At 66.8% G+C, this 21,800-nt stretch carries 15 protein-coding genes; 7 read left to right on the plus strand and 8 right to left on the minus strand.

Annotation, left to right across the window (positions count from 1 at the left end; translation table 11 throughout):
• Positions 1-4: 4 nt before the first annotated feature.
• The gene (locus AC5P57_RS14695; RefSeq protein ID WP_262235338.1) at positions 5-1,258 is read left to right on the plus strand and encodes a flavohemoglobin expression-modulating QEGLA motif protein; all 1,254 of its coding nucleotides are present in this window, start codon (positions 5-7) and stop codon (positions 1,256-1,258) included.
• Positions 1,259-1,695: 437 nt separating this feature from the next.
• Here AC5P57_RS14695 and AC5P57_RS14700 read toward each other — a convergent pair whose 3' ends face one another.
• The 6 genes from AC5P57_RS14700 to AC5P57_RS14725 all read right to left on the minus strand — a co-directional run bounded on the left by AC5P57_RS14700 (position 1,696) and on the right by AC5P57_RS14725 (position 8,813).
• Positions 1,696-3,999 (minus strand): TonB-dependent receptor, encoded by a 2,304-nt coding sequence (locus AC5P57_RS14700; RefSeq protein WP_262235337.1) that lies wholly within the window; start codon positions 3,997-3,999, stop codon positions 1,696-1,698.
• A 160-nt stretch (positions 4,000-4,159) separates the two neighbouring features.
• On the minus strand, positions 4,160-4,702 hold the full coding sequence (locus AC5P57_RS14705) for a hypothetical protein (RefSeq protein WP_262235336.1): 543 nt from the start codon (positions 4,700-4,702) through the stop codon (positions 4,160-4,162).
• Positions 4,677-5,297 carry a hypothetical protein gene (locus tag AC5P57_RS14710; protein WP_065426815.1) on the minus strand — a complete coding sequence of 207 codons (621 nt, stop codon included), beginning with the start codon at positions 5,295-5,297 and terminating at the stop codon, positions 4,677-4,679. Before AC5P57_RS14710 ends, AC5P57_RS14705 begins: the two co-directional genes overlap by 26 nt.
• Positions 5,298-5,504: 207 nt before the next feature.
• Positions 5,505-6,245, minus strand: a complete 741-nt coding sequence (phbB, locus tag AC5P57_RS14715; protein ID WP_005414435.1) for an acetoacetyl-CoA reductase — start codon at positions 6,243-6,245, stop codon at positions 5,505-5,507.
• A gap of 24 nt (positions 6,246-6,269) precedes the next feature.
• Positions 6,270-7,598 (minus strand): CitMHS family transporter, encoded by a 1,329-nt coding sequence (locus tag AC5P57_RS14720; RefSeq protein ID WP_262235562.1) that lies wholly within the window; start codon positions 7,596-7,598, stop codon positions 6,270-6,272.
• A gap of 75 nt (positions 7,599-7,673) precedes the next feature.
• The gene (locus AC5P57_RS14725; protein ID WP_071228133.1) at positions 7,674-8,813 is read right to left on the minus strand and encodes an OprO/OprP family phosphate-selective porin; all 1,140 of its coding nucleotides are present in this window, start codon (positions 8,811-8,813) and stop codon (positions 7,674-7,676) included.
• Between the two features lie 243 nt (positions 8,814-9,056).
• Here AC5P57_RS14725 and AC5P57_RS14730 point away from each other — a divergent pair, with 243 nt between their 5' ends.
• The 4 genes from AC5P57_RS14730 to AC5P57_RS14745 are packed head-to-tail and all read left to right on the plus strand — an operon-like array spanning position 9,057 to position 12,861.
• The gene (locus AC5P57_RS14730) at positions 9,057-9,746 is read left to right on the plus strand and encodes a response regulator transcription factor (protein WP_049426910.1); all 690 of its coding nucleotides are present in this window, start codon (positions 9,057-9,059) and stop codon (positions 9,744-9,746) included.
• Positions 9,739-11,130, plus strand: a complete 1,392-nt coding sequence (locus AC5P57_RS14735; RefSeq protein WP_099552034.1) for a sensor histidine kinase — start codon at positions 9,739-9,741, stop codon at positions 11,128-11,130. Before AC5P57_RS14730 ends, AC5P57_RS14735 begins: the two co-directional genes overlap by 8 nt.
• Positions 11,127-12,182, plus strand: a complete 1,056-nt coding sequence (locus tag AC5P57_RS14740) for an ABC transporter substrate-binding protein (protein ID WP_142806714.1) — start codon at positions 11,127-11,129, stop codon at positions 12,180-12,182. The genes AC5P57_RS14735 and AC5P57_RS14740 overlap by 4 nt, the downstream gene beginning before the upstream one ends.
• 28 nt (positions 12,183-12,210) lie before the next feature.
• Entirely contained in the window at positions 12,211-12,861 is a 651-nt protein-coding gene (locus AC5P57_RS14745) for a response regulator (RefSeq protein WP_111204115.1), read from the plus strand.
• 649 nt (positions 12,862-13,510) lie between these two features.
• Here the strand turns inward: AC5P57_RS14745 and AC5P57_RS14750 are convergent.
• Together AC5P57_RS14750 and AC5P57_RS14755 are read right to left on the minus strand one after the other, a co-directional pair.
• Positions 13,511-16,153, minus strand: a complete 2,643-nt coding sequence (locus tag AC5P57_RS14750) for a hybrid sensor histidine kinase/response regulator (RefSeq protein WP_099551997.1) — start codon at positions 16,151-16,153, stop codon at positions 13,511-13,513.
• Positions 16,154-16,219: 66 nt separating this feature from the next.
• Positions 16,220-17,386, minus strand: a complete 1,167-nt coding sequence (locus tag AC5P57_RS14755; RefSeq protein WP_099551996.1) for an OprO/OprP family phosphate-selective porin — start codon at positions 17,384-17,386, stop codon at positions 16,220-16,222.
• Positions 17,387-17,718: 332 nt separating this feature from the next.
• Between AC5P57_RS14755 and AC5P57_RS14760 the strand changes: the two genes are divergently transcribed.
• Both AC5P57_RS14760 and AC5P57_RS14765 read left to right on the plus strand, forming a co-directional pair.
• Positions 17,719-19,062: a dicarboxylate/amino acid:cation symporter gene (locus AC5P57_RS14760; RefSeq protein ID WP_099551995.1), complete on the plus strand. Its 1,344-nt coding sequence runs from the start codon at positions 17,719-17,721 to the stop codon at positions 19,060-19,062.
• 230 nt (positions 19,063-19,292) lie between these two features.
• Positions 19,293-21,584, plus strand: coding sequence for an NADP-dependent malic enzyme (locus AC5P57_RS14765; protein WP_005419150.1), 2,292 nt, complete (start codon positions 19,293-19,295; stop codon positions 21,582-21,584).
• The last annotated feature ends 216 nt before the right edge of the window (positions 21,585-21,800 follow it).

The raw sequence follows: 21,800 nt of genomic DNA on the forward strand, positions 1-21,800 counted from the left end.
GCCCATGGAACCGACCGCGACGCTGGACCGTGACGTGGCCCACCATGCAGCGCTCGATGCGCGCCTGGTCGAGGCCGTGGGAGGCATCCGCCTGCTGGGCCTGACCAGCTGGCCGGCAACGCTGCAGGCGCCGTTCCTGGAAAGCGTGGCACGTGGGCAACCGGTGCTGCCGAAGGTGGATTATCCACGGCTGGACTTCGGCGAAGAACGTCGCGCGCTGGCCACGATCGCCGCCGCCTGTGATGACAGCCACCCGCTGGGCCACTACGTGCGGCAGTCGGCGCAGAGCTGGGACCTGGCCGCACAGCTGCTGGAAGGGTTGGGAACGGCTGCGGTCGATAGCTGTTCGGTGCAGCTGTTCGGCGCTCCCGAGCAGCCGCTGCCGGGCAATGGCCCAAGCACGCGCGAAGCCGCGCGCCACTTCATCCAGATTGCCGCCGAACTGGACCACGAACTGCTGGCGCCGGAAGAGCAGGTGCCGGTCTCGGCCATTGCCCTGCAGCTGCAGTTGCAGAACGACCTGGACGCCTTCTTCGAATCGCGCATCATCCAGGTGCAGCTCGACCCGGACCTGGTTTCCAAAGCGGCTGCCGGCCCGACCCGCATCCGCCTGCGCACCAGTGCGCGCTTCAGTGCCTACGACCGTGCGCAGCTGTTCCACCATGAAGCGCTGGTGCATTCGCTGACCGCATTGAACGGCCGCGAACAGCCGGTGCTGCCCAGCCTGGCATTGTCCTCGCCGCGGGTGACCGCCACCCAGGAAGGATTGGCAACGTTTGCCGAGCAGATCACCGGCAGCATCGACATCGAGCGCCTCAAACGCATCAGCCTGCGTACCGAAGCGATTGCGATGGCACGCGAAGGCGCCGATTTCATCGAGGTGTTCCGCTACTTCTGCGACGCAGGGCAGAACGCCGAAGAGAGCTTCGCTTCGGCACAGCGCGTGTTCCGTGGGGTACCGCCGAGTGGTGGCCTCGCCTTCACCAAGGACACGGTGTACCTGCGCGGGCTGGTGTCGGTGCACACCTTCTTCCGCCACATGCTGGCCGAGGATCGGCTGCAGGTCTGCCGCTGGTTGTTTGCCGGCAAGATGAGCCTGACCGATGCGATCGCGTTCGCGCCACTGTTCGAAGCGGGTGTGCTGAAGCCGCCGCGCTGGCTGCCGCACTGGGTGAGCAGGGCGAACGGCCTGGCCGGGATGCTGGCGTTCTCGCTGTTCGCCAACCGGATACGGATGGACCAGCTGGCGCCGGAATGAAATGCGCTGGCGGATTGTGGCGTATTGATTGATATCGGGGAGAGCGGGAGGCTTGCGCTGGCCAGGACACGCCGCAAGTACGTCCCTGTAGGCTCGGCCACGGCATCCATGCCGTGGACGGTCCTGTCCAGCGCAAGCCCCCCGCTCCAGACAATTTCCCGCGAGACGGCCAGCAGTCCACCAGAGGGATTGCGCTTGAAGAGCTTGAAAAGCAAAGAGCCGGGCAATGCCCGGCTCTTTGCTTTTGCTCTTGCTTTCCATTGCCTCCGCGCCGGCGCAGGGAATTGTCGAGCGAGGTGGGACGGGCCGAGGCAGGACCGTGAGGCGCATGGATGCGCCGACCGAGCCTACATGGACGTACTTGCGGCGTGTCCTGCCTCGGCCCGTCCCACCTCGCCCCGCTGCGGTACTGATGCGCCGCAGCGCCCGCTTCTGACTTAGAACTCCGCCGCCACCGTCATGAACAGCTGCCGCGGCGCGCTCGCATGGATCGCATACCGCGTGCCCTTCGGATCGGTCGGCGCAAACGAGCTCAACTGGCCGGCGTAGCGCTTGTTGGTCAGGTTGGTCGCGTTCAACGACACCCGCACGTTGCGCAGGCCCAGGCCCGGGCCGAAGTCGTAGCCCGCACCGGCGTCGAAGGTGGTCACGCCCGGTACCGACTGGTCGTTGGTGTAGGTGTAGTAGCGCTTGCCGGTGTACTTGGCACGCAGGCTGGCGAAGAAGCCATCGCGGTTCCAGCTGATCTCACTGGAGGCCATGCGCTGCGGCGTATCCACCGTGATCTTGCCGGCCACCGGAACGATGGCGCCGCCCGAGGTGTAGTCATCCTCGTAGGTGGTCTTGTTCCAGGACAGCGCGTTGTACCACTGCAGGCCGTCGATCGGCTTGAGGATGAAGGTCAGCTCCGCACCGTGGCTCTTCACCGAACCGACGTTGATGAAGCGCGTCACGCACTCCGGGCGCGTACCGACTTCGATGCTGGAACAGGGGTTCAGCGACAGCAGGCGGTTGTCGAACTTCACGTTGTAGGCCGCGATCGACGCCTGGTACTTCTCGCCGAAGGTGCGGAAGCCGGCTTCCAGGCTCTTGGACTTCTCCGGCTCAAGACCGGCGCTGGCCGCGAACGATTCCGGCGACACCTGCAACGGGCCACCGCTGCCGCCACCGACGAAGGCAGCGATGTTCTCGGCGTAGGAGGCGAACAGCTCGTTGTTGGCGTTGAGCTTGAAGCCCAGGCCCACCTGCGGCAGCACCGACTTCTTGGCGGTCAGCGTGCCCGAGGCAATGCTGGTTTCCACGCCCGGCTGGGCGGTGGCGCGCATGCGGGTGTTGGGGCTCTTGATGCCCACATCCACGGTCAGGCGCTGGTCCAGGAAGCGCATGCGGTCCTGCACGTAGAACTGGCGCGTGCGGATGTCGAAGTCCTGGTTGAACAGCAGGCGGTCCGGGTTCTTCAGGTACAGGTCGTCCAGGAACGGGCCGCTGATGTAGTAGAAGTTGCGCGACACGTTGTGGTCGTTCTGCTCGTACCACAGGCCGGCTTCCAGTTCGTGGATGCCCACCGTCCACGACAATGCGGCGGTCAGGCCATCGCGGTTGATCGTGTAGTTGGTGCTGCGGATCGAGATCGGCAGCATCTTGTCGGTGCCCGGGTAGGACGGCTGGCCCGGTGCCCACCAGTGGCCCTGGCCACGGTTGTCATGATGGTAGGCCAGCAACTTCAGGCGGCCCTGCTCACCGAGGCGCAGGTCGGCATCGACCGAGTACAGGTTGTCGTCACGCAGTGCGCGGCTCTGGTAGTAGGCATCGTCGATGCTGCGGACATTGCCGCTGTACTTGCACTTCGAAGCATTGAAGGTGCCGGGCGCGCAGTACGCGGCGGCCACGGCGCGGTCCCAGTCCGGTGCGTAGATGTTCCAGTCATAGCCCATGCCACGTGCCAGCATGTCCTTGGACAGGTAGGCGTAGTTGGCCTGGCTGGCGCGCGAGGTGGCCACGAACGCACCGAAGCGGTGGTCGCCGATATTCCACACCGCCTTGGCGTTGAACTGGCGGGTGGTCTGGTTCTGGTACGGCGCGGCCCACATGTCCTGGTCCTGGTGCACGCCGGACACATAGGCCGAGAAGCCGTTGATGTCGCCGGTGTCCACGCGCAGGTAGCCACGGCGCTGGCTGTTGTCGCCGACGGTGACGCTGGCGCGGCCACCGAATTCGGTGGACGGGTCCATCGAGAAGTACTGGATGGTGCCGCCCAGGTTGCTGGTCGAGGCCACGCCCAGCGAACCGATGCCCTGTGACAGCTCTGCACCGGCCAGGTTCTCGGCGATGATCGCGCGGGAGACGCTCAGGCCGTTGTAGTTGCCGTAGCTGTTGTCGCCCAGCGGGATGCCGTCCAGCGTGTAGCCCAGGCGGCTCTTGTCGAAGCCGCGCAGGCTGATGGTCTGCGATTCCTCGTTGGCGCCGAAGGCGTCGTTGGACTGCACCGACACGCCCGGCAGGCGGTCGAGGATCTTCTGGCCGCTGGTGCCCGGCGGCAGCACCTGCTTGTCGACGGCGGTGATGCGCTGCACCTGGCGGGTCTCGCCCTGGCCGATCACGGAGACGGTATCCAGCGTCTGCGCGCTCAGCGCGGCATCGGTGCTGGCGGTGGCACCGGCATCGGCGGCGGTGGCGGCGTGGGCGCTGGCGGCGGCGGAGAGCGCGATCGCCACGGCGATCGTCAGGTGTCGGGTCTGCATGGTGGTCCGTTGCATTGGGGGTGGTCACCGGCACGCGTGCGCGGTGCATGGCCACTATGCGAACGGAACATGAAACCTTCTTTACGAAAAGCCAACGAACGGTGCAGGGCCGTGGTGCGTGTCCTGCAACATGTTCGTCATGGCGGTATGCGGGTGGGAATCAGAAGCGCTCACCGGGCCAGCTGAATTTGAGCTGGTCCATGCAGTCACGATCATGTTCGGAGAATGAGAACCCGATCTGGATGCCGTTCACTACCGTGCCGAACACCGTCGACTCGTCCAGACTATGCCCAGACGGGACGGAAAGGACGTTGAAGTCGGGGTAGCGACGACCCATCTGCTTTCGCGAGATGCAGGCGCCGCCCAGCGACAGCGTGATGCCCTTGATGATTCGCCCCGACGCATCGGTGTAGATCTGGCCAGAAGGCCCCTTGATCCTCCCACCGACCACGAAGGGCGCCAGATCGATGGTGGCGCTGTCGCCCCGGCCCATTCTTGCTTCCGAACGCGAGCCGGCCGGAGCCAGGGGTGATAGCTGCGCGACAAGGTCAGAGCGTGACAGCTGCAAGGACCAGCGCTCCACGAGCCGCCAGGTTGCATCCGCCTCTTCCGCAGTGGCAGCGGACGTGGCTGCTGTTGCAGAACCGGCAACCAACAGGCTCAGGATCAGAAGAAGTTCAGGGACGGGCTGCGATCGCTTCATCGTAGATTCTTCCGTAGAAGTCGTTGTAGTTCTCGCCGGTGGTTGAAGTTACGTTGTTGTCGCAGAACAGCTTACCTACCTGCCGGTCCAGGTCTTCACCGCCGGCATCGGCCTGTGCGATGAGGCCAGGACCGTTGGACGCAGCTACGCCGATGTCGTAGTACCCCAGGCTGGTCACCAGAAGCTCACTGCGCGCGGTGAGGTTGTTGAGTACCGCTTTCCCCTCCATGGTGCAGAAGTGCTGGATGAACGCACCTCGGGTGCTCAAGGCGATACCTTCGAAATACAGTGCGTGTCCCACTTCATGGGCAATGGCTGCGATCCGGAAGTAATAGCCTGCAATGTCGGAGGAATCGCAGTCGAAGGACTGGATGTAGATCCGGATGGGATCGCGATTGGTATAGGACGCGGGAGCCCAGGCGAAGGTCCACTCCGGATGGCCGGTGATCTGCGCGTCGAGCGTGGGCGCGCCTGGGATCAGCCAGTCGGGGCAGCCCAGGCCCGTGATCACCCGCATAGGCGGGGGCTCCGCGCGGGTCGGTGTCGCCAGCAGCGTAGTGGCGACCACGAGAAGCGCAATCAGCAATGCACGCATGCCAACCTCCTTGATCCGCGATTCCAGCCGTTCATCCATCGGGCTCGGCGAGCGCTGGCAGGTATAGCACCGGTTCTGCCGATGTATCGGGAAGTGCGTCTCAGAAATGCAGAAACAAAAAGGGGCCGGATCACCTTCACAACTGAAGGTGATCCGGCCCCGCGCACTCCGTGGGGGAGGCGGTCCACGCGTTGCGTGGAGACGGGCTCAACCCATGTACAGGCCACCGTTGACGGCGTAGTCGGCACCGGTCACATACGAGGCTTCATCCGACGCCAGCCACGCGCACAGGCCGGCCACTTCCTCGGGGCGGCCCAGGCGGCGCACCGGCACCGAGGCGGCCAGCCGGTCCAGCACATCCGGCGGGAAGCTGCTGATCGCCTGGCTGGCGATGTAGCCCGGCGACAGCGTGTTGACGGTGACCCCGCGCGACGCAACTTCGGCAGCCAACGCACGACTGAAGCCATGCATCGCGGCCTTGGCGGTGGCGTAGTTCACCTGGCCGATCTGGCCCTTGTGGGCACTGACCGAACCGATGTTGATGATGCGGCCCCAGCCCCGCGTGGCCATGCCGTCGACCACCTGCTTGGTCAGGTTGAACAGCGCATTGAGGTTGGAGGCGATCACCGCGTTCCAGTCCTCCACCGTCATCTGCCGGAACAGCAGGTCGCGGCTGCCACCGGAGTTGTTGACCAGCACGTCCACTTCACCGACTTCGGCGCGCACCTTGGCGAACGCGGCGCTGGTCGAGGCCCAGTCGGTCGCGTTGCCTTCGGAGGCGATGAAGTCGAAGCCCTGTTCGCGCTGCTCGCGCAGCCAGTTGGCCTTGCGCGGCGAGTTCGGTGCGCAGCCGGCAACCACGGTGTGACCACTGCGGGCCAGGCTCTGGCAGATGGCAGTACCGACACTGCCCATGCCGCTGGTGACGTAAGCGATTCGAAGCGTCATTGCAGAAGGCTCCTTGGTAGAGGGTCAGGCAGCGAGCGGGTACAGGCCGAACATCAGGCTGCCGACCATCAGCAGCATGGAGATGGCGATGGCCCACTTCAGGGTGAACTTCTGGTGGTCGGCGAATTCGACCTTGGCCAGGCCCACCAGCAGGTAGGTGGACGGCACCAGCGGGCTGAGCAGGTGCACCGGCTGGCCGGCCAGCGAGGCGCGTGCCATTTCCACCGGGGTGATGCCGTAGTTGCCGGCGGCCTCGGACAGGATCGGCAGCACGCCGAAGTAGAACGCGTCGTTGGACATGAAGAAGGTGAACGGCATCGACGCCACCGCGGTGATCACCGCCAGGTACGGGCCCCACGATTCCGGAATGACGGCCAGGAAGCTGTGCGACATCGCTTCGACCATGCCGGTGTTGTTGAGGATGCCGGTGAAGATGCCTGCGGCGAAGATCAGCGACACCACCGACAGCACGTTGCCGGCATGGTTGACCACGCGGCGGCGCTGCTCGGCCAGGTTCGGGTAGTTGATCACCAGGGCGATGGCGAAGCCGACCATGAACAGCACCGGCATCGGCAGCACGCCGATGATCAGGGCGGTCATCAGTGCCACGGTCAGGGCCAGGTTCACCCACAGCAGCTTCGGGCGCTTGATGTCTTCGGCGTCTTCCACGGTCGGCAGCGGGTTGCTGTCATCGGACACGCTGTTGTCCATCCAGCTGCCGCCCTTGGGCAGGGTCACCACGCCCAGGCGACGGCGTTCCTTCAGGCCCAGGTACCAGGCCAGCAGCAGCACGCCGGCACAGGCGATCACCATCGATGGGATCAGCGGCACGAACACGTCGGCCGGGTCCACGTGCAGCGCGGTGGCCGCGCGTGCGGTCGGGCCGCCCCACGGGGTCAGGTTCATCACGCCGCCGGCAAGGATGGTCACGCAGGTCATGTTCAACGCGTTCATGCCCAGCCGCTGGTACAGCGGCAGCATTGCCGAGACGGTGATCATGTAGGTGGTCGAGCCATCACCGTCGAGCGAGATCAGCATCGCCAGCACCGCGGTGCCGAGCACGATCTTCATCGGATCGCCCTTGACGAAGCGCAGGATCACCCGCACCAGCGGATCGAACAGGCCGGCGTCGATCATCACCCCGAAGTAGAGGATGGCGAACATCAGCATCACGCCGGTGGGCGCGATCTTCTTGATGCCCTCCAGCATCATCTCGTCGATGTTGGCACCGAAGCCGCCGATCAGCGCGAACAGGATGGGGATGGTGATCAGGGCGACCAGTGGCGACAGGCGCTTGCTCATGATCAAGTACATGAACGTAATGACCATGCCAAAGCCGAGGATGCTCAGCATCATCTGCGGACTCCTTGCGAAAACAGGACGTGGGGAAGTGGAAGGGGCCCGGGCGGCATGCCCGGGGTATCAGGCCTAGAAGTCGTACTGCAGGCGGCCGGTGACCGCGCGCGTGCGGTCCACCGTGACCCCGGCGAGGCGGTCGCGGTTGCGGCTTTCGATCACGTTGAGCATGAAGCGCAGGTTGTCGCGCAGGTACCAGTTGCCACCCAGCGTCCACGCCTCGGTGCTGCCGCGGCGCAGGTCCGGCGCGCCATCGAGGTGTTGTGCGCCCCACATCTGGTCGTAGCGCAGCGCCACTTCGAAGGCACCGGCCTTGTGCCGGATGTCCTTCACCCGCGCGAAGCGGCCGGTCTTGCGGTCGTAGGCGCGGCTTTCGCCGGTCACGAACCAGCTGAGCATGCCGTAGGCGGCCATCACGTCGCCGCGCTGAGCGCCGTCATCGAAGGTGGCGCCACTGAACTCGCCCTGCCACGACAGCGGGCCGCGCACCTGCGCGTATTCCAGCGACCATTTGTTGACGTCGGTATCGCGGCCGGCGGAGAAGTCGACCAGGGTCAGGCGGCTCTCGTCGGACAGGTGGCCGGCCGGGCGCGGGCGGATGCGCAGGCCGGGCACGCCGTTGGCGCCGGGGTTGTCGTAGGCCTCGCGGGCCAGCGACAGGCCCAGGTGCAGCACGTCACCGTCGCTGGGCGAGGGCGCCCAGGTGACGCGGCCGCCGGCGGCGCGACCCTTCACCTGCCAGGCGTCGATGCTCTCCAGGCTGTAGAGGCTGGCCGCCCAGGTGAAGTCACCCGGGTTGGCCTGCCATGACGCACCCAGGCGGTACAGCGGCGCCAGCGTGGTGCCGGCGTTGCCGCGTTCCAGGAAGCTGCCGTAGTTGGAGCTGGTGCGGTCATCCAGCGAGAAGTACTGCTTGAACTGGCCGACGGTCAGCTTGCCGGCCTTGCCGAAGCTGCGTGCCAGGTACACGTCCTTGGCCTCGACGCGGTCGCCGGAGAAATCGGCTTCCAGCTTGTAGTCGACCACGAAGAACTTGCCCGACACGTCCAGCCAGGCGCGACGGATCTCGGTGTCGTCCTTGTTCGGCGTGCCGCGGTTGTCGTTGTCGAAGGTGGCGAAGTCCAGGTGCAGGCGGCCCCCGAGCGAGGCCGTGACCGGACGATCGTCTTCGGCGGCAAAGGCCGGCGCCGACAGGGCCGCCAGCGCCATCATGGCGGCAGGACGCCGCCAGGCAAACGTGAATTCCACAAACCCTCCCAGGTGCGCGCCAGGCGCGCGGCAATCGTGGGCACCGGACGGTGCGCGGCCGCAGTCTGGGTTGCCGTAGCTGTCATCGTCCTGTCAGCGATTTGTGCGGTGCAGCGTAAACAGGCGCCGCTGCGCTCGCCGGGCCATGCCCGGCGAGCGCAGCGGCGCCATGCGGTAGCATTCGTTTCCCCTCCTACCCCCGTGCCCATGCGCCTGCTGCTGGTCGAAGACAACCCGGATCTGGCCGATGCGATCATCCGCCGCATGCGCCGCAGTGGGCACGCCGTGGACTGGCAGGCCGATGGTCTGGCGGCGGCCAGCGTGCTGCGCTACCAGAGCTTCGACCTGGTGGTGCTGGATATCGGCCTGCCCAAGCTCGATGGCCTGCGCGTGCTGGCGGGCATGCGCGAGCGCGGCGACAGCACACCGGTACTGATGCTCACCGCGCGCGATGGCATTGAAGACCGCGTGCAGGCGCTGGATGTCGGCGCCGACGACTACCTGGGCAAGCCCTTTGACTTCCGCGAGTTCGAAGCGCGCTGCCGCGTGCTGCTGCGGCGTGCACGTGGCCAGGCGAGCGAGGTGGTGCAGGTCGGTGGTTTCCAGTTCGACAACGCGGCGCACCGGGTCACGCTAGACGGCGAACCGATCGAGTTGCCCAATCGTGAATACCGCCTTCTGGAGATCCTGGTCGGCCGTATGGGCCAGGTCGTGGGCAAGGACGAGATCGGCAACGGCCTGTTCGGCTTCGACGACGAAGCCGGTCCGAATGCCATCGAGCTGTACGTCGGTCGCCTGCGGAAGAAACTGGCGGGCGCACCGCTGCGCATCACCACCGTGCGCGGCGTCGGCTACCTGCTGGAAGCCAGTGATGGCAGTGCCGACGCCGATGGCTGACGCGCGTACCGCGAGTGCCGCGCCGGGCTCGCTGCGGCGCACGCTGCTGCTCTACCTTGGCGCGTTGCTGGCCGTGTTCGCGGTGGCCCTCCTGTTTGCGGCGCGCGGGTATGGCCAGCGCGCTGCAAACCGTTCCTATGACCACCTGCTGGTCTCCTCGGCGCTGTCCATTGCCGATTCGATCGCCCTGGTCGATGGCCAGTGGCAGGTTGACCTGCCCTATGCCGCGCTGGACCTGCTGGCGATGGCCCCGGAAGATCGCGTGTTCTACCGGGTGGCCGACAGTCGCGGCAACCTGATCACCGGTTATGGCGATCTGCCGCCGCCGCCGCGTCGGCCCGGCACGCAACCGCAGCTGTTTGATGCGGCGTACAGCGGCGAGACGGTGCGCTTCGTGGTGGTCGGCCGCAGTTTCGCCGCCGCCTCGGCGCAGGGGGAAGTACAGGTGCAGGTCGGCCAGACCCGGCGTGCCCGCGAAGCGGTGGCGCAGGACATGGTCAACCGTGCGCTGCTGGCGATTGGCGTTCTGTCCGGCCTGCTGCTGGCGCTGGTGGCGTTCGGCGTGCACCGCGCGTTCCGCCCGCTGGTGCGGGTGGAGCGCGAGCTGTCGCGGCGCGAGCCGTCCGACCTGAAGCCGCTGGACGCCCGCGTGCCGCGCGAGATGGACCAGATGGTGGCGGCATTGAACCGCTTCATGGAACGCCTGTCCAGCAGCAACGAGACCTTGCGCGCGTTCATGGCCGAGGCCGCCCACCAGATGCGTACGCCGTTGGCTGCCCTGCGCGCGCAGGCACAGCTGGCGCTGGATGATGACGATCCGGAAGACATGCGGCGCAGCCTGCAGGCGATCGAGCGCAATGCCACCCATATGAGCCGCCTGCTCAACCAGCTGCTCAGCGATGCCAGCGTGATCCATCGTTCGCACCTGCAGCGCTTTGCGGCGGTGGACCTGGCCGAAACCGTGCACCAGGCCTTGCATGAAGCCCTGCCGCAGGCCGGCCCGGCACCGCGCGTGCAGCTGGCGATGACCGCCGAGCCGGTGCAGGTGCACGGCGACGCGCTGCTGCTGCGCGAGGCGATCAAGAACCTGGTCGACAACGCATTGAAGTATGGCGGGGACGGCCCGTTGCAGATCGCGCTGACCGTGGAAGGCGGGCAGGCCGTGCTGACCATCGCCGACCATGGCGCCGGCATCGCGGCCGCCGATGCTGAGCGCGTCTTCGAACGCTTCGCACGTGGCGACGGTGCACCGTCTGGAGGCGCCGGGCTGGGGCTGGCCATCGTCAAGCGCGTGGTCGACAGCCACGGCGGCCGTATCGACCTGAGCAACCGCCCGCAGGGTGGGTTGATCGCCACCATCCGCCTGCCCCGGAGTACGCCATGATCCGCCTGTTCGCCGCTGCCGTTGCCCTGATGCTGGCCCTGCCGGTACTGGCCGCGCCCGGCGACGTGCGCCGTTTCCCTGCGAAGGGGGCCGTGACGGCGCAGCTGCGCATCCACGGCACCACCGATATCGAAGTATTCGCGGTGGTGATCGCCGATTACCAGCGCCTGCATCCCGGTACCGAAGTGGTGTACGAGGACATCATCACCCAGGATCTGTATGCGCGTTACCTGCATGACCGCGCCGGGCCGGCATCGCCGGACCTGCTGATCTCCAGTGGCATGGACCTGCAGACCAAGCTGGTCAACGATGGCCACGCGCTGCCGCATCGTTCGGCGCAGACCGCCGCGCTGCCGGCCTGGGCGCAGTGGCGCAACGAGGCCTTCGGCATCAGCTACGAGCCGGTGGTGATGGTCTATAACACCCGCGCGATGGCCGTGGCGAAGGTGCCGCACACGCGCCGCCAGCTGCTCGATCGCTTGCGCGCCGAAGGCGCGCCGCTGCGTGGGAGGGTTGGCACCTATGACATCGAACGCAGCAGCGTCGGCTACCTGCTGGCCACCCAGGACGCACAGCGCGGCAGTATCGCCGGTGCGTTGCTGGGTGCGCTCGGTGACAACGACGTGGTGCGCGAGGAACGCACCGGCGTACTGCTGGACAAGGTGGCCAGCGGCCAGCTGTCGCTGGTCTACAACGTGCTCGGCTCCTATGCGCAGGCACGCGTCGATGCCGGCGCGCCGCTGGCCATCGTCGAGCCTGAGGACTACACGCTGGTGGTGCTGCGTACCGCGATGATCCCGCGCACCGGCCCACACCCGGAAGAAGCCCGGCGCTTCCTCGATTACCTGCTGTCACCGCGTGGCCAGCAGGTGCTGTCGCGCGAGGCACGGCTGATGCCGATCGTGACCGGCAACGCACGTGGCGAAGATGCACCGGGCCGCAGCCGCCGCCCGATCCAGCTGGGCCCGGGCCTGCTGGTGTACCTGGACGCGCTCAAGCGCCGCCAGTTCCTCGATGCCTGGCGCAGCAGCGTGGAGCCGGCGGGGCGCTGAGGCTCCGGCCTGCACGTACAATGGCCCCATGAGCGAATACACCATCCTGATCGCCGATGACCACCCGCTGTTGCGTTCGGCGGTGGTGCAGTCCTTGCGGCAGAGCCTGCCGCTGGCGCAGGTGCGCGAGGTCGCCAGCGCCGATGCGCTTGCCGCCGCGCTCGACGCGCATCCGGATGTGGACCTGGTGCTGCTCGACCTGACCATGCCCGGCGCGCACGGTTTTTCCGCGCTGCTGCACGTGCGCGGCTCGCATCCGGACATTCCGGTGGTGATTCTCTCCTCCAATGACCACCCGCGGGTGATCCGTCGTGCCCAGCAGTTTGGCGCCGCTGGCTTCATCCCGAAGTCGGCCCCGGCCGAGACCATCGGCGAGGCGGTGCAGGCGGTGCTCGATGGTGGCCTGTGGTTCCCGGCGATGGCCGCCGAACGCTCCGAGGCCGACGCACTGCTGGCCAGCCGCCTGGCCCAGCTGACCCCGCAGCAGTTCCGCGTGCTGCTGTGCCTGGCCGATGGCTTGCTCAACAAGCAGATCGCCTACACGCTGGGGTTGGCCGAGAACACGGTGAAGGTACATGTCACTGCGATCCTGAAGAAGCTCGAATGCCACAGCCGCACACAGGCAGCGGTACTGGTGAAGGCGCTGGAGCCTGAGGGCGACGCCGGCATCGGGTTGTAGTTTCCAGCCAACGGCGCAGCCCCTCGTGGGTGGTGTCTGGTTGGTCGTGGAAAGCTGGATTGCTGAGGGCTGGCCGGGTGGGTGGGGAGTGCGGGGATGCCGTAAACCCGTCCTTGGGGGCTTGGCCGCGGCATCCATGCCGCGGACACCCCGCACTCCCCACCCACCCGGCCGCTGACAGATTCCGGGTGTTCCTCACCCACGGAAGAGAAAAGAAGATCAAAAGCAAAGGCAGCCTGACAGGCCGCTTTTTGTAGAGCCGAGCCCACGCTCGGCTGCTCTGCGGCCGGTCCGCCAAGCCGAGCATGGGCTCGGCTCTATACGAGCAAGCGCAGCGCGCGACCCGCTTTTGATCTTATTTTCTTCTCCGTGGGTGCAGGCCACCGAAATCTGTCGGAGGCCGGTCGGGTTGGGTGCGCGGGGGTGTCAGCCGCATGGGCCCGAGGCATGCCTCGGGCGGGTTGGGCAGGACGCCCAACCCGGGTCTTGCCGTGTGCGCAGGACAGCGCACACGAGCAAGCGGCTGCCAAGCCTCCAGGGACGGATTCACGGCGTCCCTCGCGCACCCAACCCGACCGGCCCACCCACGGCTTCTGCTTTCCACGACCAACCAGACACCACCCACGAGGGGCTGCGCCGTTGGCTGGAATCACCCGCGATGCCGGATCAACAACTGACTCATCAGTGCCCGCAGCGCCGGCGGCTTCACCGGCTTGGCCATCATCCCCCAGCCGCGTTCGGTGGCCATCTCGCGCAAGCCCGCATCGCGCTCGGCGGTGACCAGCACCACAGGTGGGCGCGCCTGCCACAACTCGGCCAGCGTCTCGTACAGCACCGGACCATGGTGATCGCCCATGCGCACATCCAGCAGCACCAGCTCCGGCACGGTCGTGGTGCAGGCCAACAGCAACGCGGCCTGTGGGCCATCGGCCAGCATCACCTCGCAGCCCCAGCGTTCCAGCAGCGCGCGGCTGGCCGCGCAGACGTGCGGATCGTCGTCGATCACCCACACCCGGCGCCCGCGCAGCGGGTTGTCCGCCGCCGGTTCCTGCACCAGCACCGGCACAGGAGCAGTAGCGGGAATCGCGCTGGCTTCGCCGAACGGCACGCCCACCGCGAACACGCTGCCCTGGCCCAGCTGCGAGCGCAGGCGGATCGGGTGGCCGAGCAGCCGGCCGATGCGGTCGACGATCGCCAGGCCAAGGCCGGCGCCACGTTGCTGGCCGTCGTGCAGGCGGCGGAATTCCTCGAAAATCTCGCCCTGCAGCGCATCGGGAATGCCGGGGCCCTGGTCGTGCACTTCGATCCACAGCAGGCCTCCGCGGCGGCGGCAGCCGAGCAGCACGCGGCCACGTTCGCTGTAGCGCAGTGCGTTGGACAGGAAGTTCTGCAGGATGCGCCGCAGCAGCGCTTCATCGCTGACCACCACCGCAGCGGTATCGACCCAGTCGACCACCAGCCCGCGTGACTGTGCGGCGATGCCGAACTCGCGCGCCAGCGTCTGCAGCAGCGGGCCCAGCCGGAACGCCTGCACACGGGTCGGCAGGCTGCCCGATTCCAGGCGCGCGATATCCAGCAGGCTGTTGAGGATCGCGTCCTGCGCGGCCAGTGCAGCGTCGATGTGGTCGCTGGTCTGCTGCTGTGCCGGGTCGCTCAGCTTGCCGCGCAGTACCGAGACGAACATGCGCGCCGCATTGAGTGGCTGCAGCAGGTCGTGCACGGCCGAGGCAACGAAGCGGGTCTTGTAGCGGTTGGCCTGCTCGGCCTCGCGGCGGGCTTCGTCCAGGTCGCGGGTGCGTTCGGCGATGCGGTGTTCCAGCGCGTCGGCCAGCGAGCGTAGTTCGCGTGCCGCGTTCTTGTAGCTGGTGATGTCGGCATAGCTGGTGACGAAGCCGCCATCGGGCAGGGGATTGCCACGGATTTCCAGCACCGTGCCGTCGTCCTTCTCGCTCTCACGCATGTGCGGGCGGCCGCTGCGCAGGTGGTTCAGGCGGCGCTCGATGGCCTCGTCCACCGGGCCGGGACCGAGCAGGCCACGGCGTGCGTTGAAGCGGAACAGTTCCTCGATCGGCCGACCCACGCGGACCAGGTCCAGCGGGAAACGGAACAGCTCCAGGTAGCGCGAATTCCACGCGACCAGGCGCAGTTCCCGGTCAATCACCACCACGCCCTGCGGCAGGTGTTCGAGGCTGCGGCTGAGGCCGCTGTCGGCGTCGGTGGCGGCCTGCAGCAGGCCATCCTGTGCGGTGCGCAGTTCCTGGGCATGCTGCTTGAGCAGGGTTTCCAGTTCGCGGCGGCTGCGCAGGCGGTGCTTGGCTAGGCGCCGGCGCTGCTGCACGAACAGCACCAGGAAGCCTAGTGCCAGCCACGCGGCACCGCCGGTGAGTGCGGCCGCGCGACCCGCAGATGTGGCTGCACTGGCATCGTGCAGCAGATGCAGGTTCCAGCCTTCGGCAGGCAGCGCCAGGCTCTGCCACAGCATCGGCTGCGGCAACGCCGGGTCCAGCAGGCGCACCATGCGGCCGCCGTCGGCCAGCACGTCCTCGGTACGCGCACGCAGTGGCTGCAGCGCGCGGTCGGCGTACTGCCGGGCATCGAGCATCTCGCGGCGCTCGTCGGCGCCCAACGGGCGCAGCAGGCGGTAGCGCCAGTTGTCTCGGTTGGCCAGGAACACCACGTCGTGGTCGTCACTGGCCAGCACCACATCCGGGCTGCTCAGCCATTCCTGTTCCAGCGCCGACAGCTCGACCTTGATCACCACCACGCCCAGCCGCTGGCCACCTTCCTCGATGGCCTGCGACAGGTAATAGCCGGGCACGCCGGTGGTCATGCCGATGCCGTAGAAGCGACCACGGCCCTTGGCCAGCGCCTGCCGGTAATACGGGCGGTAGCTGTAGTTCTCGCCGACATTGGTGGTCGGCTGGTCCCAGTTGCTGGCCGCGACCGCCACACCGTCGTGGCCGACCAGGGTCAGGGTCGAGGCACGGGTGACTTCATTGGCGCGTTGCAGCTTGAGGTTCAGCCGCTGCCGTTCGGTGGGCGAGGGTGGCACACGCAGCGCGTGCAGAAGATCCGGATCCAGCGCCAGTACCTGCGGCAACGTGCCGAAGCGGTCGATGCGCTGCTGCAGGCCCTGGCCATGCAACTGCAGCTGGCGTTGTACCTGGCTGCTTTCCTCGCCCAAGGCGCGCCGCCAGGCGTAGTGGCCGGCGGCGACCGCACACAGCACGGTGCCACCGACCATCACCAGGATGGTCAGCAACAGCATCCGGTGGCGGCTGAGCCAGTACATGGCGGCAGTCTACGCAGGGCCGGCGGGCGTGGTGTACACGCCCGCCGGGATCTGACGTGGAAGGGGTCAGAAGTGCATCTGCGCGCGCAGTTCGAAGATCTCCGGCGTGCTGTGCACACCGCGACGGCTGGCGTCGACCTTGACGTAGTTGGCCTGGAACTTGAAGTGGCTGGTCAGGTACCAGTTCGCACCCAGGGTGAGGTCGTGCTGGCGGCCGCCGAGGATGCTGCCATCGTCGAGGTCCATGCGGCTGTAACGGGCCACCAGTTCCACCGCGCCGTAGTCGTGCGCGGGCTTGATGTTGGCCACGGCACCGGCGTTGTATGGGCGCGATTCGCCGGTCAGCACCCAGCTGGCCATCGCGTACTGGCCGCTGCCGGTGTAATCCGGCAGGCCCTTGCGGGTGACGGTGGCCTGCAGGGCTTCGGCCTGCAGCGAGAACGGCCCGCGGATCCAGATGCCTTCCAGGCCGGTACGGCGGATCTGGTCAGCGGTGACCAGCGCGCCGGAGTCGACGTAGCGGATGTCGGTCAGGCCGGCTTCCGGGCGTGCGCGCAGGCGTGCGCTGGCCTCGTGGTGCACGTCACGGCCATCGCTGTAGCCGCGCGGATTTTCCTGCGAATAGGCCAGGCCCAGGTGGATCACGTCACCCGGCGCCTTTACCGGAGTCCACACCGCACGCACGGCCTGGGTGGTGCCGGGGTTGTCACCCTGCAGGTCCTTGCCGCCATAGGCGCCGGCCTGCAGCAGGTACTGCGGGCGCTCCAGCACCCATTCCACACCCGTGCGGCGGCCGGCGTAGAAGGCCTGCACGGGCAGCGCGGTTTCCAGGAAGCTGCCCGCGCGCGACGAGGTGTTGGCGTCCAGGCCGACCGGGGTCTTCATGTAGCCGAAGCGGAAGCGGCCGATGTCGCGGCCGAAGAAAGCCTTGCTCTCGAAGCGCACGAATACGTCCAGCCAGGTGTCGGACTGGAAGTCGTAGTAGACCATCGCGTCGTAGACGCCCTTCTTCTTCAGCGTCGCGCCGAACTCCTTGCGGCGCACGGCGTCGTCGTCCTCAAGGCCGCTGCCCGAGGAGAAATCGTTGTAGTCGTAGGCGATGTTGGCGGTAGCGGCCAACTCGGTGCCGTCGCCGAATGCGTACTTGGTCGGCCAGTTGTCGAAATCGGCAGCCGAAGCGAAGGCGGGAAGCACGGCCAGCGACAGGGCCAGCAAGGTGGGAATCGGGCGCATGTTGGGTGCGGCTCTCTCAGATTGCGTGTGGACAGGACAACAACGGCCGCAAGGGCCGGAACTTTCGCAATGACGCGCCCAGCCGTTCAGCTCGGGCCACCGGCCTCCCCGTGATCGGGCGGTGCGGCGCCAGTGTAGGCACCACGGCCACCTGAACCGGGGGGCTAGTACCAATAGGTTATCTGCGCCGGCGTGCCCGGCGCGTACAAAGGCGTCCATTGGTCGCACCCCCTGCGCGTGCAGCACAGGGCCTGCGAGCAGTTTCCACGGTAACGGTTCCCGCGCTGTCCCGGGGCCGTACGTGCCTGAAAACGCCCCTTCCGGAGTCCGCCATGCACATCCCGACCGCAGCCCCGGTGCCTGCAAAGCCGTTGCCGATCTATCGCCAGCTGTATTTCCAGGTGATCGTGGCGATCGTCCTGGGCGCCATCCTCGGCCACTACGAACCGCTGATCGGCGAGAAGATGAAGCCGCTCGGCGATGCCTTCATCAACCTGGTGAAGATGATCATCGCGCCGGTGATCTTCCTGACCATCGTCACCGGCATCGCCGGCATGACCCACCTGCGCACGGTGGGCCGCGTGTTTGCCAAGGCGATGGCGTACTTCCTGTTCTTCTCCACGCTGGCGCTGATCGTCGGCATGATCGTGGCGCACGTGGTGCAGCCCGGCGCCGGCATGAACATCAACCCGGCCGAGCTGGACCAGACCGCGGTGCACAGCTACGTCGAGAAGTCGCACGACCTGACCCTGGTCGGCTTCCTGATGGACATCATTCCGAAGACGCTGGTGAGCGCCTTCGTCGACGGCAACATCCTGCAGGTGCTGTTCATCGCGGTGCTGTTCGGCATCGCGCTGGCATCGGTGGGCGAGAAGGGCAAGCCGATCCTGAACTTCCTGGAGGCGCTGGTCGCCCCGGTGTTCAAGCTGGTGCACATCCTGATGAAGGCCGCCCCGATCGGTGCCTTCGGCGCGATCGCCTTCACCATCGGCAAGTACGGTGTCGGTTCGCTGGTCAACCTGGCCTGGCTGGTGGGCTCGTTCTACCTCACCGCGTTCCTGTTCGTGGCGGTGATCCTGGGCCTGGTCTGCCGACTGTGTGGCTTCTCGGTGTTCAAGCTGGCGCGCTACCTGAAGGCTGAGCTGCTGCTGGTGCTGGGCACGTCCTCGTCGGAGTCGGCGCTGCCGTCGCTGATGGAGAAGATGGAACGCGCCGGCTGCAGCAAGTCGGTGGTGGGCCTGGTGGTCCCGACCGGCTACTCGTTCAACCTGGACGGCACCAACATCTACATGACCCTGGCGGCACTGTTCATTGCCCAGGCCACCAACACCGAACTGACCCTGGGCCACCAGATCGCCCTGCTGCTGGTCGCCATGCTCAGCTCCAAGGGCGCGGCTGGCGTCACCGGCGCAGGCTTCATCACCCTGGCCGCCACCCTGGCCGTGGTGCCGGAGGTACCGGTGGCCGGCATGGCACTGATCCTGGGCGTGGACCGCTTCATGAGCGAATGCCGCTCGCTGACCAACTTCATCGGCAATGCGGTGGCCACCGTGGTGGTCTCGCGCTGGGAAGGCGCGCTGGACCGCAATCGCCTGCAGCTGGCGCTGGACGGCCGCGAAAGCGAACTGCCTCCGCCGGTGGACGTGCTGCCCGAGGCGCTGCCGGCCAAGGGCTGATCCAGGTGTGTGGTACCGCGGGGCCGATCACGATGGTGGTACGGCCCCGCGGCGTTTCAGGGCGTCCCATGGCTGTCATCGGGGGCGCCGATGCTGGTATCCCGATACCGTCGCATACGGCACGGAATTGTGCGGTCGCAGCATGCCTGCGACAGGATAGCGACAGGTCCAGACGCTCCAACGGGGGTATCATCCCCTGTCCCTTCTGCCCATTCATGTAACCCACATCGATGTCCAACGAAGATTTCAAACAGGCCGCCCTCGATTACCACCGGATGTCTCCGCCCGGCAAGATCAAGGTTTCCGCTACCAAGCCCATGCTGACCCAGCGCGACCTGTCGCTGGCGTATTCGCCGGGCGTGGCGTACGCCTGTGAAGCGATCAAGGCCGACCCGCAGCAGGCCAGCGAGCTGACCGCACGCGGCAACCTGGTGGCGGTGATCTCCAACGGCACCGCGGTGCTGGGCCTGGGCAACATCGGCGCACTGGCCGGCAAGCCGGTGATGGAAGGCAAGGGCGTGCTGTTCCAGAAGTTCGCCGGCATCGATGTGTTCGACATCGAAGTGGATGAGACCGACCCGGACAAGCTGGTCGACATCATCGCCTCGCTGGAGCCGACCTTCGGCGGCATCAACCTGGAAGACATCAAGGCCCCGGAGTGCTTCGTCGTCGAGCGCAAGCTGCGCGAGCGCATGAAGATCCCGGTGTTCCATGACGACCAGCACGGCACGGCGATCATCGTCGGCGCAGCGGTGCTCAACGCCATGGCGATCACCGGCAAGAAGATCGAAGAGGTGAAGCTGGCGACCACGGGCATGGGCGCGGCCGGTATTTCCTGTGTGAACATGCTGGTGCAGCTGGGCCTGAAGCCGGAGAACATCCTGGCCTTCGACCGCGAGGGCGTGATCCACACCGGTCGTACCGACCTGGATCCGGAAAAGCAGCGCTATGCGCGCGATACGGACAAGCGCACCCTGGCCGAGATCGTCGACGGCGCGGACATCTTCCTGGGCCTGTCGGCCCCGGGCATCCTGACCGCCGACATGGTCAAGACCATGGCGCCGGATCCGGTGATCTTCGCGCTGGCCAACCCGACCCCGGAAATCATGCCGGAGGTGGCGCGCGCCGCCCGTCCGGACGCGATCATCGGCACCGGCCGTTCGGACTACCCGAACCAGGTCAACAACGTGCTGTGCTTCCCGTACCTGTTCCGTGGTGCGCTGGACGTGGGCGCGACCGCGATCAACGAGGAAATGAAGATCGCCTGCGTGCGCGCCATCGCCGCGCTGGCGCGCCGTGCCGCCACCGACATGGGCTCGGCCTACGGCGGCGAGACCCCGAGCTTCGGCCGTGAATACCTGATCCCGCGCCCGTTCGACCGCCGCCTGCTGGTGGAGCTGTCGGCCGCCGTGGCCCAGGCCGCGATGGACTCGGGCGTGGCCTCGCGCCCGATCGAGGACATGGGCGCCTACCGCGACAAGCTGGCCCAGTTCGTCTACCGCACCAGCCTGATGATGAAGCCGGTCTACGACCGCGCGCGCAGCGACAAGCAACGCGTGGTGTACGCCGAAGGCGAAGAAGAAGTGGTGCTGCAGGCCGTGCAGAACGTGGTCGATGACGGCCTGGCGCACCCGATCCTGATCGGCCGCCCGGAAGTGATCGAGTCGCGCATCGAGCGCCTGGGCCTGCGCCTGAAGATCGGCGAGAACGTTGAAGTCACCAACATCAACGACGACCCGCGCTTCAACGAGTACTGGCAGTACTACCACGGCCTGACCGGCCGTCGTGGCGTGACCGTGGCCGCGGCGAAGAACCTGATGCGTTCGCGCCCGACCCTGATCGCGGCGGTGATGGTGGCCCGTGGCGAAGCTGATGCGATGCTGACCGGCATTGTCGGCCGCTTCCACAAGAAGCTGGGCTACGTGCGCAGCGTGCTGCCGCTGGAGCCGAAGGTCACCTCGACCTCGGCGATGACCGGCGTGATCAACCAGCAGGGCGTGTTCTTCTTCGTGGACACCCACGTGCAGGAAGACCCGACCGCCGAGCAGCTGTGCGAAGCGACCCTGCAGGCGGCCTACCGCATGAAGCTGTTCGGCATCGAGCCGAAGGTGGCCCTGCTGTCGCACTCCAACTTCGGCAGCCACGATTCCAAGGACGCGCTGAAGATGCGCCAGGTGCGCGAGTTGCTGCTCAAGCGCAACCCGCGTCTGAACGTGGATGGCGAAATGCAGGGCGACACCGCATGGGATGAAGCGCTGCGCCAGAAGCTGCTGCCGGGCTCGACCCTGCAGGGCCGCGCCAACCTGTTCGTGCTGCCGAACCTGGAAGCGGCCAACATCGCCTACAACCTGGTGCGCGTGTTCACCGATGGCGTGGCGATCGGCCCGATCCTGATGGGCGTGAACAAGCCGGTGCATATCCTGACCACCAGCGCGACCTCGCGCAGGATCCTGAACATGACCGCCATTGCGGCGGTGGATGCGCAGATCCGCAAGCAGCTGGAAGCGGAAAAGAAGGCATAAGCCTTCTTTCCAGCGACAGCTGCAGAAACGCGCCCCACGGGGCGCGTTTCTGTTTCCGCGCAGCGGAAACGGGTAGTGCCGGCCGCTGGCCGGCAACCCCAGTCATGTCCAGATACACACGGCGGCCGGCTCTACCGCCGGCCTGTGCCACACGCGCTACGCAACCCGGTCATGTCCCTGCAACGCCGTTGCGGCCCAATACGCCCACGCGGCCTG

The organism is Stenotrophomonas sp. YJH_SMC_79, from assembly GCF_059367995.1.

What these genes read in the sequence shown, in the direction of transcription:
- AC5P57_RS14705 (WP_262235336.1), bottom strand. Translation starts at nt 4,702, where the DNA reads ATGAAGCGATCGCAGCCCGTCCCTGAACTTCTTCTGATCCTGAGCCTG.
- AC5P57_RS14750 (WP_099551997.1), bottom strand. Translation starts at nt 16,153, where the DNA reads ATGTACTGGCTCAGCCGCCACCGGATGCTGTTGCTGACCATCCTGGTG.
- AC5P57_RS14730 (WP_049426910.1), top strand. Translation starts at nt 9,057, where the DNA reads ATGCGCCTGCTGCTGGTCGAAGACAACCCGGATCTGGCCGATGCGATC.
- AC5P57_RS14735 (WP_099552034.1), top strand. Translation starts at nt 9,739, where the DNA reads ATGGCTGACGCGCGTACCGCGAGTGCCGCGCCGGGCTCGCTGCGGCGC.
- AC5P57_RS14700 (WP_262235337.1), bottom strand. Translation starts at nt 3,999, where the DNA reads ATGCAGACCCGACACCTGACGATCGCCGTGGCGATCGCGCTCTCCGCC.
- AC5P57_RS14745 (WP_111204115.1), top strand. Translation starts at nt 12,211, where the DNA reads ATGAGCGAATACACCATCCTGATCGCCGATGACCACCCGCTGTTGCGT.
- AC5P57_RS14765 (WP_005419150.1), top strand. Translation starts at nt 19,293, where the DNA reads ATGTCCAACGAAGATTTCAAACAGGCCGCCCTCGATTACCACCGGATG.
- AC5P57_RS14725 (WP_071228133.1), bottom strand. Translation starts at nt 8,813, where the DNA reads ATGATGGCGCTGGCGGCCCTGTCGGCGCCGGCCTTTGCCGCCGAAGAC.
- AC5P57_RS14760 (WP_099551995.1), top strand. Translation starts at nt 17,719, where the DNA reads ATGCACATCCCGACCGCAGCCCCGGTGCCTGCAAAGCCGTTGCCGATC.
- phbB (WP_005414435.1), bottom strand. Translation starts at nt 6,245, where the DNA reads ATGACGCTTCGAATCGCTTACGTCACCAGCGGCATGGGCAGTGTCGGT.
- AC5P57_RS14720 (WP_262235562.1), bottom strand. Translation starts at nt 7,598, where the DNA reads ATGCTGAGCATCCTCGGCTTTGGCATGGTCATTACGTTCATGTACTTG.
- AC5P57_RS14755 (WP_099551996.1), bottom strand. Translation starts at nt 17,386, where the DNA reads ATGCGCCCGATTCCCACCTTGCTGGCCCTGTCGCTGGCCGTGCTTCCC.
- AC5P57_RS14710 (WP_065426815.1), bottom strand. Translation starts at nt 5,297, where the DNA reads ATGCGTGCATTGCTGATTGCGCTTCTCGTGGTCGCCACTACGCTGCTG.
- AC5P57_RS14695 (WP_262235338.1), top strand. Translation starts at nt 5, where the DNA reads ATGGAACCGACCGCGACGCTGGACCGTGACGTGGCCCACCATGCAGCG.
- AC5P57_RS14740 (WP_142806714.1), top strand. Translation starts at nt 11,127, where the DNA reads ATGATCCGCCTGTTCGCCGCTGCCGTTGCCCTGATGCTGGCCCTGCCG.